This window comes from Pseudomonas sp. WS 5078 (genome assembly GCF_012985745.1).
GTDB classification, from domain to species: domain Bacteria; phylum Pseudomonadota; class Gammaproteobacteria; order Pseudomonadales; family Pseudomonadaceae; genus Aquipseudomonas; species Aquipseudomonas lundensis_A.
Window position 1 is genome coordinate 60,684 of sequence record NZ_JAAQWX010000021.1, and the last position, 13,400, is coordinate 74,083.

The 13,400-nt window shown below is 55.7% G+C and carries 10 protein-coding genes and 1 pseudogene; 8 read left to right on the forward strand and 3 right to left on the reverse strand.

Annotated elements, in window-relative coordinates; all coding sequences use genetic code 11:
- Positions 1–13: 13 nt before the first annotated feature.
- Both flgD and flgE read left to right on the forward strand, forming a co-directional pair.
- Positions 14–742: a flagellar hook assembly protein FlgD gene (gene flgD / locus HBN68_RS21430; protein WP_094993848.1), complete on the forward strand. Its 729-nt coding sequence runs from the start codon at positions 14–16 to the stop codon at positions 740–742.
- 29 nt (positions 743–771) lie between these two features.
- Positions 772–2,100 (forward strand): flagellar hook protein FlgE, encoded by a 1,329-nt coding sequence (gene flgE, locus HBN68_RS21435; protein WP_070412539.1) that lies wholly within the window; start codon positions 772–774, stop codon positions 2,098–2,100.
- Between the two features lie 214 nt (positions 2,101–2,314).
- Here the strand turns inward: flgE and HBN68_RS21440 are convergent, their stop codons facing one another.
- Positions 2,315–5,200, reverse strand: coding sequence for a ribonucleoside-diphosphate reductase subunit alpha (locus tag HBN68_RS21440; protein WP_094993850.1), 2,886 nt, complete (start codon positions 5,198–5,200; stop codon positions 2,315–2,317).
- 695 nt (positions 5,201–5,895) lie between these two features.
- Complete coding sequence (gene bglX / locus HBN68_RS21445) at positions 5,896–8,187, reverse strand: beta-glucosidase BglX (protein ID WP_169966011.1); 2,292 nt, start codon at positions 8,185–8,187, stop codon at positions 5,896–5,898.
- Between the two features lie 262 nt (positions 8,188–8,449).
- On the opposite strand from bglX, the gene HBN68_RS21450 reads away from it, so the two are divergent.
- The 6 genes from HBN68_RS21450 (at position 8,450) to HBN68_RS21475 (ending at position 12,962) form a co-directional block, all read left to right on the forward strand.
- Complete coding sequence (locus HBN68_RS21450; RefSeq protein WP_094993852.1) at positions 8,450–9,061, forward strand: LemA family protein; 612 nt, start codon at positions 8,450–8,452, stop codon at positions 9,059–9,061.
- Positions 9,062–9,126: 65 nt separating this feature from the next.
- On the forward strand, positions 9,127–9,870 hold the full coding sequence (locus tag HBN68_RS21455) for a TPM domain-containing protein (protein WP_169966009.1): 744 nt from the start codon (positions 9,127–9,129) through the stop codon (positions 9,868–9,870).
- Between the two features lie 26 nt (positions 9,871–9,896).
- A complete protein-coding gene (locus HBN68_RS21460) occupies positions 9,897–10,511 on the forward strand; it encodes a TPM domain-containing protein (RefSeq protein WP_094993854.1) in 615 nt (204 codons plus the stop codon).
- Between the two features lie 526 nt (positions 10,512–11,037).
- Positions 11,038–11,580, forward strand: coding sequence for a hypothetical protein (locus HBN68_RS21465; RefSeq protein ID WP_070411896.1), 543 nt, complete (start codon positions 11,038–11,040; stop codon positions 11,578–11,580).
- Positions 11,571–12,155 (forward strand): 2OG-Fe(II) oxygenase, encoded by a 585-nt coding sequence (locus tag HBN68_RS21470; protein ID WP_070411895.1) that lies wholly within the window; start codon positions 11,571–11,573, stop codon positions 12,153–12,155. The genes HBN68_RS21465 and HBN68_RS21470 overlap by 10 nt, the downstream gene beginning before the upstream one ends.
- A 3-nt stretch (positions 12,156–12,158) precedes the next feature.
- The gene (locus tag HBN68_RS21475) at positions 12,159–12,962 is read left to right on the forward strand and encodes a hypothetical protein (protein ID WP_169966007.1); all 804 of its coding nucleotides are present in this window, start codon (positions 12,159–12,161) and stop codon (positions 12,960–12,962) included.
- 283 nt (positions 12,963–13,245) lie between these two features.
- On the opposite strand, the pseudogene HBN68_RS21480 reads toward HBN68_RS21475, so the two are convergent.
- Positions 13,246–13,400: pseudogene (locus HBN68_RS21480) on the reverse strand (IS5/IS1182 family transposase); the annotation flags it as partial.

Genomic DNA, 13,400 nt, shown 5'->3' on the forward strand with positions numbered 1-13,400 from the left:
AGGAACGACGCAAATGAGTGTGACCGATTCCGTCAGCAACAAGACCCTCAATCAGGTGCTGGCCAACTCTGCCCAGGCCAAAGCCACGGACACCAGCCTTACGGCGGCTTCCAAGGCAGTGGCGGGCAGCAGCAAGTCGCTGGGCAAGGATGCGTTCTTGCAATTGCTGGTTACTCAGTTGAAAAACCAGAACCCGCTGGACCCGCAGGACAACACCGCGTTTGTCGCGCAGTTGGCCCAGTTCAGCAGCCTGGAAGGCATCACCACCCTGAACGATTCGGTGAACGCCATCACCGGCGGCTTGCAGTCTTCGCAAGCGTTGCAGGCGTCCTCATTGGTAGGGCGTTCGGTGATCGTGCAAACCAGTGAAGCACTGGTGGATACCGCCAGCGAGAAGCCGTTCAACGGCACCGTGGTGGTTAAAGACGCGGACGCCAAGCCGACTATCAAGATCACTGATGCGGATGGCGAAGTGGTACGGACCATCGAAATGGGCGCCCAGAAAGCGGGCAACGTCGATTTCACCTGGGACGGCAAAAATGATGATGGCGAGTTGATGCCCAAAGGCAATTACACCTTCACCGCATCGTCCAAAACGGACACGGGTACGACGGCACTCACCACCTACCTGCCCGCCACGGTCAACAGTGTGACGCTGAGCAAAACCGGTGGTGAAATCATGCTCAATCTTGCAGGTCTGGGCAGCATCGGCATGTCCAAAGTCCAGACCATTGGCCTCTAAGCCGACTTACAAGCCTTAAGGAGTGCAACATGTCTTTTAATATCGGCCTTAGCGGCCTCTATGCGGCCAACAAACAACTCGACGTTACCGGCAACAACATCGCCAACGTCGCAACGTCCGGTTTCAAATCGTCCCGTGCCGAGTTCTCGGACATTTACTCGGCGAGCAAGCTGGGCATTGGCAGCAAGACCATCGGCAGCGGTGTGAACCTGGCCAACGTTTCGCAAAACTTCGGTCAGGGTGCCATCAACAACACCGGCAACCTGCTCGACATGGGCATTCAGGGTAACGGCTTTTTTGTTTTGAGCGACAACGGTTCCCTGAGCTACACCCGGGCCGGTACGTTCAAGGCCGATAAAGACGGTTACGTCACCAACACCGACGGTACTGCGCGCTTGCAGGGCTACGGCGTAGATGCCAACGGCAAGATCGTCAACGGTGTACTGACTGACCTGCGCATCGACACCTCGAACCTCGCGCCACGCGCAAGCGGCTCGGTGGACTCGACCATCAACTTGAATTCGACCAGTGATGTGGTTAATCAGGTGGACAACAAGTTCGATCCGCTGAAGGCCGAAACCTACAGCAAAAAATTCACCACCACGATCTATGACACGCAGGGCAACGCCCACGAAATGGATCAGTACATGGTGAAAACGGATTCCAACACGTGGAAAACCTACACGCTTGTTGATGGTCGCAACCCTGATGGCAGCCCCGTGACGGGCACAGGCGCCAAAGACCCGGTCGCTTCGACCATGGTCTTCGATTCGGCTGGCGCGCTGACCAGCGTGACCACGCCAAACCCGGTGCCAGGCGAACCGGACATCATCAGCAGCACGTTGACCGTGGCTGACTGGGTACCCGGTGCCATGGTTAACGGGGCATGGGTCTCCAACGGTGCCGCTGCGAAAGATGGCGGTATTGCGATCAACATGGCCAAAACCACGCAGTACAACACGGACACCTCACGCAACCCGCCAACTCAGGACGGCTACGCCACGGGCCAGATCACCAACTTGACCATCGACGGCTCGGGCGTAATGTTCGCCAACTTCAGCAACAACCAGAGCCGTGCCATTGGCCAGATCTCCCTGGCCAGCTTTACCAACGAACAAGGTTTGCAGCCTGTGGGCGGCACGGCGTGGAAAGAAACCTTCGCTTCGGGCCAGGCCGGTTACGACGCGCCGAAGATCGGTACGTTGGGGGCCATCCAGTCCAACTCGCTGGAAGACTCCAACGTCAACCTGACCAACGAACTGGTTGACCTGATCAAGGCGCAAAGCAACTACCAGGCGAACGCCAAGACCATCTCCACCCAGAGCACCATCATGCAGACCATCATTCAGATGACCTGATGGGCGAATGCGCGTGTAAAAAGCCCCTCGTTTGAGGGGTTTTTTTTGCCTGCAGGTTCGGCGTGCGGGTAGTGTGTACCACCGCTCAAACGCTGTTGGTAGCGGTGCGAGCGGTACGGTGCACCCGCCAAAACAAAACCCCCGTCAAACCCAACTGTTGCCAGGGTTTAACGGGGGTTTCAGTCAAGCGATTTGACCCGCCAGACAGCTCAGCTTATTGGCACGCTTCGCAATCCGGTTCGTCAATGGCGCACGCTTTTGGCACCGGAGCCGGGCCGGCTGGGGCGGCGGCGACGTCTTCGCTTTTGTTGCCGCTCGATACAGCGTTGAGCTTGCCAGTGTTGACGGTGGACTTCTCGGTGCTGGTGGCAGCCAGGGCACGGAGGTAGTACGTGGTTTTCAGGCCGCGGTACCACGCCATGCGGTAGGTGACGTCCAGCTTCTTGCCCGATGCGCCCGCGATGTACAGGTTCAGCGACTGAGCCTGGTCGATCCACTTCTGACGACGGCTGGCGGCGTCAACGATCCACTTGGTATCCACTTCGAACGCTGTCGCGTAGAGCTCTTTGAGTTCTTGCGGAATGCGCTCGATCTGCTGCACGGAACCGTCGTAGTACTTCAGGTCGTTGATCATGACCGAGTCCCACAGGCCGCGGGCCTTGAGGTCGCGAACCAGGTACGGGTTGATCACGGTGAATTCGCCCGACAGGTTCGATTTCACGTACAGGTTCTGGTAAGTCGGTTCGATCGACTGCGAGACGCCGGTAATGTTGGCGATGGTTGCGGTCGGTGCGATGGCCATGATGTTGGAGTTGCGAATGCCTTTTTGCACACGGGCACGAACCGGTGCCCAGTCCAGGGATTCGTTCAGGTCAACGTCGATGTACTTCTGGCCACGCTGTTCGATCAGAATCTGTTGGGAGTCCAGTGGCAGGATGCCCTTGGACCACAGCGAGCCCTGGAATGTCTCGTAAGCGCCACGCTCGTCAGCCAGGTCGCAGGACGCCTGAATGGCGTAGTAGCTGACCGCTTCCATCGATTTGTCGGCAAACTCGACCGCTGCTTGCGACGCATACGGAATGTGCTGCAGGTACAGCGCGTCCTGGAAGCCCATGATCCCCAGGCCGACCGGACGGTGCTTGAAGTTCGAGTTGCGCGCTTGCGGCACCGAGTAGTAGTTGATGTCGATTACGTTGTCGAGCATGCGCACGGCCACGTCGATGGTGCGCTTGAGCTTGGCGGTGTCCAGCTTGCCGTCCACGATGTGGTTCGGCAGGTTGATCGAGCCCAGGTTGCAGACCGCGATTTCATCCTTATTGGTGTTCAGGGTGATTTCGGTGCACAGGTTCGAGCTGTGAACCACGCCCACGTGTTGCTGCGGGCTGCGCAGGTTGCACGGGTCTTTGAAGGTCAGCCACGGGTGGCCGGTTTCAAACAGCATGGACAGCATTTTGCGCCACAGGTCTTTGGCCTGGATGGTCTTGAACAGCTTGACCTTGCCCGGGTACTCGGTCAGGGCTTCGTAGTACTCGTAGCGCTCTTCGAAGGCCTTGCCGGTCAGGTCGTGCAGGTCAGGGACTTCCGATGGCGAGAACAGGGTCCATTTGCCGTCATCGAAGACGCGCTTCATGAACAGGTCAGGGATCCAGTTGGCGGTGTTCATGTCGTGGGTACGACGACGGTCATCACCCGTGTTCTTGCGCAGCTCGATGAACTCTTCGATGTCCATGTGCCAGGTTTCAAGGTAAGCGCACACAGCGCCCTTGCGCTTGCCACCCTGGTTCACGGCAACGGCGGTGTCGTTCACCACTTTGAGGAACGGCACAACGCCCTGGGATTTACCGTTGGTGCCTTTGATCCACGAACCGAGCGCGCGTACTGGCGTCCAGTCGTTGCCCAGGCCGCCTGCGAATTTGGACAGCATGGCGTTGTCGTGGATCGCGTGGTAGATGCCCGACAGGTCGTCCGGCACGGTGGTCAGGTAGCAGCTGGAGAGCTGTGGACGCTGAGTACCGGCGTTGAACAGCGTCGGGGTCGACGACATGTAATCGAAGGACGACAGCAGGTTGTAGAACTCGATGGCGCGGTCTTCTTTTTGCTTCTCTTCGATTGCCAGGCCCATGGCCACACGCATGAAGAAGATCTGCGGCAGTTCGAAACGCACGCCATCCTTGTGGATGAAGTAACGGTCGTACAGGGTTTGCAGGCCCAGGTAGGTGAACTGCTGATCGCGCTCGTGGTTGATCGCCTTGCCCAGTTTTTCCAGGTCGAAGGTGGCCAGCACCGGGTTCAGCAGGTCGAACTCAATACCTTTGGCGATGTAGGCAGGCAGGGCCTTGGCGTACAGGTCGGCCATCTCGTGGTGAGTGGCGCTTTCGGCCACGTTGAGGAAGCTCAGGCCTTCGGCACGCAGGGTGTCCATCAGCAGGCGGGCGGTCACGAACGAGTAGTTTGGCTCGCGCTCAACCAGGGTGCGGGCGGTCATTACCAGTGCGGTGTTGACGTCGCTCAGGGCTACGCCGTCGTACAGGTTCTTCAGGGTTTCGCGCTGGATCAGGTCGCCGTCCACTTCAGCCAGGCCTTCGCAGGCCTCAGTGACGATGGTGTTCAGGCGGCCCATGTCGAGCGGCGCGAAGGTGCCGTCGGCGCGGGTGATGCGGATTGACGGGTGCGCCTGCACGGCGTCTTCGGCCGGGGCGCGGGTGGCGCGCTCTTTGGAGCGGGCGTCACGGTAGATCACGTAGTCACGGGCTACTTTCTGCTCGCCGGCACGCATCAGGGCCAGTTCTACCTGGTCCTGGATTTCTTCGATGTGGATGGTGCCGCCCGAAGGCATGCGACGCTTGAAGGTTGCGGTGACCTGTTCGGTCAGGCGGGCAACGGTGTCGTGAATGCGCGACGAAGCGGCTGCATTGCCGCCTTCAACTGCAAGAAACGCTTTGGTGATGGCGACGGTGATCTTGTCATCGGTGTAAGGAACCACGGTTCCGTTACGCTTGATCACGCGCAATTGGCCTGGCGCAGTTGCTGACAGATCCAGATGTGAATCGTTCTGCGACGCGGTGCCCTGCGAGTTCTCGCGAGTTGAGTCGGTTTGCATGGGTGTCTCCACATTCTCTATGTTTATTTGGGCGCCTCAAAAAGGTGCCCACCGTTCCGTCCTGACGCACTACAACCGGGGGTAAGCCGGGCATAACGACCTCGGGACGTACAGAAAGGGGTGTTTTGGCCGCTTCCTTGCCGAAGTCTCAGGTTTGCGCGAACCGCCTCAAACCTTATTCCTGATGGGTGACAGTCTTTGTACTGCAACACCCGGGCCGCTTTCCGAGCCAGCGCTGGAAAACGGTTGCCATCCGCATGAGCGGCTTGGGCTTTGAAAACAGCGTTTGGTTCAACCCGACAGGGGCGAGAAAAGCACTTGAAATTCTCGGCTGAGTTGTGTTGGGTTTTTGCCCTAAAACCCTATATGTGGGGTCTTTTGGCGGAATTGATACAAGATATGCGTTTTACAGGTGGTGCGCAATGCACGACCTGTGGATAACCCTGTGTGTAATTTGTGTATGAACGCTTGAATCTGCGCGTAGGCCGCATGGCACCGGCATTACACCGTCTGTCACCGTTTTTTCCGGGATGAAATCGTGCGCGCTGGATTTTGAGGGCGCGAACCCTACCACAAAAAACAGCGCTGTCCGAACGCATTTTGGGGCGGGCGCAAAGATCGAAAAGGTCAAGCAGAGATTGAGCTCAAGAAGTGCCGGGAAGACCGTTCAGGCCCTGCCCGGCGGTTACGCGAAGTTAGAGCAGTTGGAAGCTCTTTTGCTGGACGTTTTGCGAATCCAGGCCAATTTGCACGTTGAATTCGCCGGGTTCGGCAGCGTACTGAAGTTGGGTGTTGTAAAACTTCAGGGCGTCTTCATCGATGCTGAAATGCACGACCTTTTCTTCCCCCGGTTGGAGCATCAGCTTCTGGAAGTTTTTCAGCTCCTTGACGGGGCGGCTCATCGACGCACTGACGTCCTGTATATAAAGCTGCACCACGGTTTCACCGGCGCGCTGCCCGGTGTTCTTCACGGTCACGCTGGCCGTCAGGGCTGACCCGGGTGTGAGGGTGTTGGCTGACAACTCCGGCGGCGACACGCTGAAGTCGGTGTAGCTCAAGCCATAACCGAACGGGTAGAGCGGGGTGTTCGGCGCATCGAAATACTGCGACGTGTAGTTGCCTGGCTTGCCCGGCGTGTACGGACGACCGATGCGCAGGTGGCTGTAGTAGCTCGGAATCTGGCCCACCGAGCGTGGGAAGGTGATCGGTAGCTTGCCCGACGGGTTGTAGTCACCGAACAGCACGTCGGCAATCGCATTGCCGCCTTCCGTGCCGCTGTACCAGGTTTCCAGCACGGCGTCGGCCTGTTGCACCTGATCGCCAATTGACAGCGGGCGACCATTCATCAAGACCAGCACCAGCGGCTTGCCAGTGGCCTTAAGGGCGGTAATCAGCGCGCGTTGCGTAGCAGGCAAGTCGAGGTCAGTGCGGCTGGCCGCTTCGTGGGACATACCCCGGGCTTCGCCCACTACGGCCACAATCACATCGGCCTGTTGTGCCACCTTGACGGCTTCATCGAGCATTTCTTGCGCGGCACGCGGGTCGTTGGTCACGTCGAGCATGTTGGGGTTGGAATGATTGAGGTAGTCGACCACGGCCTGATCATCGGTCACGTTGGCGCCGCGGGCGTATGTCAGCGTGCCCGGTTTGCCCACGGCAGCGCGCAGGCCTTCAAGCACAGTCACCGATTGTGCGGGGACACCGGCGCCCGACCAACTGCCAAGCATGTCGATTTTCGAATCGGCCAGCGGCCCGATCAGGGCAATATTGGCGCGCTTATTCAAGGGCAGGGTGTGCGCCTCATTCTTGAGCAGCACTTGGCTTTTACGTGCCACCTCACGGGCTTCGGCCCGGTGCAGGCGGCTTTCGGCATTGATGTCGGCCGGATCGTCCAACGCTTTGCCAATGCGCAGGTACGGGTCTTTAAACAGGCCCATGTCGTACTTGGCGCCCAGCACTTCACGCACCGCGTTGTCCAGATCGCTTTGTGGCACTTTGCCGGACTTGATCAGGCCCGGCAGCTCTTTGCCATACACCAGGTCATTCATGCTCATGTCGACCCCGGCCTTGATCGCCAGCGTTGCGGCTTCACGCTCATCCTTGGCCACGCCATGCTTGATCAGTTCAAGAATCGCGCCGTGGTCACTGACGGCCACGCCCTTGAAGCCCCATTGTTTGCGCAACAAGTCCTGCATCAACCACGTGTTGGAGGTGGCCGGTACGCCGTTGATCGAGTTCAACGCCACCATTACGCTGCCAGCGCCTGCATCAATCGCAGCATGGTAGGGCGGCAGGTAATCCTGAAACATGCGCGTAGGGCTCATGTCCACGATGTTGTAGTCCCTACCGCCTTCGACGGCGCCATACAGGGCGAAATGCTTGACGCTGGCCATGATGTTGCCGGGCAGGGACGGGGACACGCCTTGATACGCCTGCACCATGACCCTGGCGATGCGCGAGACCAGGTAGGTGTCTTCGCCAAACCCTTCAGAGGTGCGGCCCCAGCGTGGGTCGCGGGCGATATCGACCATCGGCGCAAAGGTCAGGTCAAGGCTGTCGGCACTGGCTTCTTTGGCAGACACCCGACCGCTCAGGGCGATGGCGTCCATATCCCAGCTGGAGGCCAGCGCCAGGCTGATCGGGAAAATGGTGCGGTGCCCGTGAATCACGTCATAAGCAAAGAACATGGGGATTTTAAGACGGCTGCGCATGGCAGCGTCTTGCATGGGGCGATTCTCGGGGCGCGTCACCGAATTGAATGTACCGCCGATGCGGCCCGCAGCAATTTCCTTGCGGATCAATTCCCGCGGCATGTCTGACGCAATGCTGATGAGGCGCAACTGCCCGACTTTTTCATCGAGTGTCATCCGCTTCATCAAATCAGTGATGAACGCCTCTTTATTACCCAGCGTGACGGGCGCGTTCTGCGCCCACGTGCAGGGACTGGACAGGCTGATGGCGATGCCCAGCAAACACATTTTTTTCATGGAATTTTTCTGCGCAGCCGCTCACATAAAGCGAGGAAGGCCCGCGCTCTTGAAGCGATATTGTTCTGGATTGGGATGAGGACTACTCAACTTAAAGAATTACCCTATCTTTAATAGGAGTAGTCCTACATGCGAGAAGTCTTTTATCTGATTCGTTACCAGCAATCCAGTGCTGCCGAAGATATTCAGGCGTGACGATGGAGTTTTTGTCGGGCGGGCGGTGTCTATGAACTCAATGCGATCATTTTGGAGCGTCACGAACATGGGAATACAACGCTTACAAGCAGCCCTTGGCTGGAAAGTCATGGCTTTGCTGGTGCTGAGCAGCGTCTTGGCCGGGTGCGGTATCAACACCATTCCGACCCTCGACGAGCAGGTCAAGGCCGCCTGGTCACAGGTACAGAACCAGTATCAACGTCGCTCCGACCTGATTCCCAACCTGGTGGAAACTGTCAAGGGCGCGGCTAAACAGGAACAGGCGACCCTGACCGCAGTGATTGAAGCGCGGGCCAAGGCCACCTCTATTCAGGTGGACGCCAGCACCCTCAACAACCCTGAAAAACTCAAGCAGTTCCAGGATGCGCAAAACCAGCTGACCGGTGCCTTGAGCCGATTGATGGTGGTTTCCGAGCGCTACCCGGACCTTAAGTCCAACCAGAACTTCCTCTCGTTGCAATCGCAGCTCGAAGGCACGGAAAACCGTATCAGCGTGGCCCGTCGTGACTTCATTCTGGCGGTGGAGCGCTACAACACCGAGATCCGCACCTTCCCGGGGCGTCTGTGGCATGCCGTCATGTACAGCGATTTGCCGGTGCGCCCGACGTTCGAAGCCACCAGCCCGGACGCCGACAAAGCGCCTGAAGTGAAGTTTTAACGCCAGGCCGATGTTCCAGCCTGTGGCAGTGGCCGCAGGCTCTGTGTCCAATTGTCGAGGTGGTAATGCGCGTATTGAAACCGGGTCTTTGCGTGTTGCTGTGGCTATTTATGGCCACGGCGCAGGCGCTGACCTTTCCGGCGCTCAGCGGCCGCGTGGTCGATGACGCCCAGATGCTCGATCCCGCCACGCGTCAGCAGTTGACGCAAACCCTGGAAGCCCACGAAAAAGCCACTGGTGAGCAAGTGGTGGTGGTTACGGTGCCCGGTCTGCAAGGCACCGCCATTGAAGACTACGGTTATCAATTGGGGCGCGCCTGGGGCATCGGGCAAAAGGACAAGAACAATGGTGCGTTATTGATCGTCGCCCGCGATGACCGAAAGTTGCGTATCGAGGTCGGGTATGGTCTGGAGGATCGCCTGACCGATGCGCAGTCGTCCGTCATCCTCAACCAGGTCATTACCCCGGCGTTCAAGAATGGACAGTTCAGTCAGGGCATCAGCGACGGTGTCGCGGCGATCCTGCAAGTACTGGGCGGCGACCCACTGGCTGAACCGGCGTACGCCAGCGGCCAGGGGCAAGGCAGTGATTCCATGGCCGAACATCCGTTTGTCGTACTGCTGTTATTTGTCCTGTTTGTCATAGTGGTCGCGGCCTGCCAGTTCTACGGAATATGTAATGCCAGCGGCGGAGGCGGTTCGCGTTCCGGCGGTTTTGGCGGTGGCGGCTTCGGCGGTGGCAGAGGGGGTGGCGGCTTCAGTGGCGGCGGTGGCAGTTTTGGCGGCGGCGGCGCTTCAGGCGGCTGGTAATTCATTTTTAGACGAGCATCGAAACCATGGCTTTACTCACGCAAGCGCAACAGCGGCAGGTCGAAGAAGCCGTTACCCGTGCCGAACAACGCACTGACGCCGAAATCGTCACCGTTCTGGCACCGCGCGCAGATGACTACAGTTACATCCCCCTGTTGTGGGCGAGTCTGATTGCGCTGCTGGTGCCTGCATTGGCGCACTTCTTTATAAGCGGCCTGCAGACCTATTCCCTGTTGATGCTGCAATGGGCCACGTTCGTGTTCTTGAGCCTGCTCTTTCGTATCCCGGCCATCACCACACGTTTGATCCCGCCCCGTGTGCGCCATTGGCGCGCGAGCAACCTGGCGCGTCGCCAGTTTCTTGAACAAAAACTGCACCACACCGAAGGCCGCACCGGGGTGCTGATTTTTGTCAGCGAGGCCGAGCGTTACGTCGAAATTTTGGTGGATGAAGGCATATCGCGGCATTTGGACAACAGTGACTGGGGCACCATCGTCAGCGATTTCACGCGTCGCGTGGGGCTGGGCCATACCGCCGAAGGCTTTATTGCCTGCATCGACGCCAGCGCTGAACTGCTGGCAAAACACATCCCGAAAACACAGCCGCGTAACCAACTGCCGAATCGGTTGGTGGTGTTGTAGTGTGTTGAAAGCGACGTGTCGCAAGTCTTAAGTCTTGTAAGGGTTTTCAGTCTTGCGTATTAAGTTTGCGTAATGTGCTTCGTGTTTTTTTGTAAGTTTGTTCTTTGAACTTGCAGTGTCTTTGCTGTTGTTGTCGGATTTTGTTTTTGTGTGGATTTTCTTGTTGTCATTTTTCGAGTTTGTGGATAGGTTGTGCTCGTTTGTTTGTGGATGAAGGGTGGGTTTTATATGTATGGATTGGAGTTGAGCTATGGATGTGCAGCTCACCTGTAGGGGAAAAGAAGTTCTGGGTTTGCTGGTGTGAGGTTATATTAATAAGGAAATTGTGCTGAGGCTGTGTATTAGTGATTTTACGGTAAGAGATCGTGTGTCATCACTACTGTTTAAGAATGGCGTGGAAAATCGTATGCGGCTGGCGGTGGTCAGTGGCGATCTATCGGCAGGGGGTTGAATGTGCATGATTCCCTATAGTTTTAGGGTTGTTGCTGCGGTGCGTTAGTTTAAAGTAATTTTGGTGAGGGGTGGAATGAAGAAATTTTCTTTTTATATGCCACCTAAGGGGTATGTTTCAAAGCCTGCTGAATTGGTTGCCTTCTTTTTGTTAGGTTTGGCGCTGATGGGTGTCGTTATTTTTACGTGGAACAGGATAGTGGATATTCCGCCTGTACCCAAACGACTAGCATTGCGAAGTGCGCAGGTTACTCAGCCTTTAGTTGTTAGTAGGGGGCAAGTTGATTTGTATTTCAACGTGAATTCAGATGAGGGAGTGTACAAGTACAGGCTTGAAATAATGCATAGAGATGCTGAGCGTATGGACGTGCGCACGGGGGGGGATATCTGGGTGGCTTTAGATGCTGACAGTAACAACCCCTTTGTTTGGGGGGTGTATGACGAAGAGTTTAAGTTGTTGGTCGGCCGACAGCAGATTGAGTGGGGGCGTCGGTATATTAATCGTGGGTATCATGTTGCGGTTATTGGGTTTGGTCTGTCCGTTATGTGTTGTCTGTATTTTTTAGTGCGTGAAGTGTGGAATGGATTTTTCTACAGGAGGGAGGATGGATGGAAATAGAAGCCGTTGATGGTTGTATTTATGTTGTTGATGATTTTTTGACGGAAGCTGAGGAGGTAGAGATCAATGCACAGTTGAAGGGAGCAGTGTGGAGATACAATTGGCCTAATTATGAGGCGTTACCGTTTGTAAGACCCTGTTGGCATGTTTTTATTGCAGGCAAAGCTCGTCCCCAAGGGGGATCTAGTCTTGAAGAATTAAAAGGCAATCAACCCTGGCGTTTTTTGAGCGGGGTCTGGGAGCGATTTTTGAACTTGCATACCTTTAAAACAACCCTATTAGGGGTGTATGCGAACGGTCAAACCTTTGGTCAAGACACTATCATTCATAGAGATAATAAAGTTAATCCTGGATTAACCCTTGTTGTGTTTTGTAATGAGTATTGGCCGACCTCTTGGGGCGGTGAGTTAGTGTTTTATGATGATGCTAAAGAAAATGTCATTAAGGCCATATTGCCGAAGTCAAGAAGGGCGGTGATTTTTGATGGAAGAATTCCCCATGCCGCACGATCACCATCGGTAAAGTGTGATCAGGTTAGGATGACGCTTGCGTTTAAAACAATAATTAAGGAGTAGGCAATGGGAGGAAAGGCGGAAGTCATTATTGGTGTGATAAATGATGGTGTTACCGTTGCTTCTGGTGCAACTGCAATTTCTGATCAGTTCGTGACGAATAATCAGGGGATGGTGTTGGTGAGCCAGACAGCACAAACAGGGGCGGTCATAGCCACTGTCACATCTGTGACGAAACTGGCTGGTCCCTATGTTCCAATTATCAGTATGCCCGCTAATATTGTTGCGGGTACCATTACATTTCTAAAGCTCGGAATAGATGTAAGGGAAGGTCGTGAGATTGATGCGGGAGATGTGTACAGTTTGGTCGGTAATGTTGTTGGTGTGATTGGGACTTTAGCGTTTTTAGCAGGGGCAGGTGTTTGGCTCGTTGGAGGCGCTGCAATTGTGAGTGCGGGAGCAGGTTTGCTGTCGATATATAGATCAAATACGTTTAATGAGATAATAGTTGCTGCTGAATATTTCTTTAGAAATAACCCTTCAGATAATTATCTTGATTATATGTGTGCGCCAGACATGAAGATTGTTGATCGAAACACGATCAGGATAGCGTATGCCAATACGATGCTTTCCTGTCACTGGCTATCAGATACAGACGAGCTACTACCCTTTCCGCTCGTAGTTTCCGATATTGGTGCTGGTGCTGGTGGAGCTGTATACGGTGGTGCCCCGGCTCCGTTCGGCCCTGTTATTACTCCGCCCCCACATGACGTGGCAAATGTGGGTATCAGTATTATTGTTAACGGTGAGACATATGATGCGGGAGATCAGTATGGCTGCTGCACAGGTACTAGTGACGGTTATATGTAGTCGGTCCGGTTCGTAGATAGGATGTCGATAATTCAACTAGATAACCATAGGCTTAGCCTCCGCCATTCGTAGTGCTTGCTTAAGTGAAACACTGTGCCGGCCGGCATTTTCATTGTGTTTTTCATGAAAGTTACATATCGCTTTTTGCATGACTGCTAAGGATGCTCCGATCAACTTGCTGCGCGGCGGCGGCAAGTCGTAATTTGCACGGCACGCAGCGCTATTTGCTCAAAACGACCTGATGCAGTGTTCATCGAGGGCGTTTTTCGCCCGGTTTTCCATGTTAAGCGCGCAACTCGCCCATACCCATCAGTTGTTTTCGAGCCATCCACAGGTTCGACAGGGCGAACAATGTGGTCAACTGAGCCGTGTTTTTCATCAGCCCACGAAAGCGCACTTTCACGTACCCAAATTGGCATTTGATCACCCGAAACGGAT

Excerpts from the sequence above, each read along its gene's own strand:
- flgD (WP_094993848.1), top strand. The coding sequence starts at position 14 with ATGAGTGTGACCGATTCCGTCAGCAACAAGACCCTCAATCAGGTGCTG.
- flgE (WP_070412539.1), top strand. The coding sequence starts at position 772 with ATGTCTTTTAATATCGGCCTTAGCGGCCTCTATGCGGCCAACAAACAA.
- HBN68_RS21440 (WP_094993850.1), bottom strand. The coding sequence starts at position 5,200 with ATGCAAACCGACTCAACTCGCGAGAACTCGCAGGGCACCGCGTCGCAG.
- bglX (WP_169966011.1), bottom strand. The coding sequence starts at position 8,187 with ATGAAAAAAATGTGTTTGCTGGGCATCGCCATCAGCCTGTCCAGTCCC.
- HBN68_RS21450 (WP_094993852.1), top strand. The coding sequence starts at position 8,450 with ATGGGAATACAACGCTTACAAGCAGCCCTTGGCTGGAAAGTCATGGCT.
- HBN68_RS21455 (WP_169966009.1), top strand. The coding sequence starts at position 9,127 with ATGCGCGTATTGAAACCGGGTCTTTGCGTGTTGCTGTGGCTATTTATG.
- HBN68_RS21460 (WP_094993854.1), top strand. The coding sequence starts at position 9,897 with ATGGCTTTACTCACGCAAGCGCAACAGCGGCAGGTCGAAGAAGCCGTT.
- HBN68_RS21465 (WP_070411896.1), top strand. The coding sequence starts at position 11,038 with ATGAAGAAATTTTCTTTTTATATGCCACCTAAGGGGTATGTTTCAAAG.
- HBN68_RS21470 (WP_070411895.1), top strand. The coding sequence starts at position 11,571 with ATGGAAATAGAAGCCGTTGATGGTTGTATTTATGTTGTTGATGATTTT.
- HBN68_RS21475 (WP_169966007.1), top strand. The coding sequence starts at position 12,159 with ATGGGAGGAAAGGCGGAAGTCATTATTGGTGTGATAAATGATGGTGTT.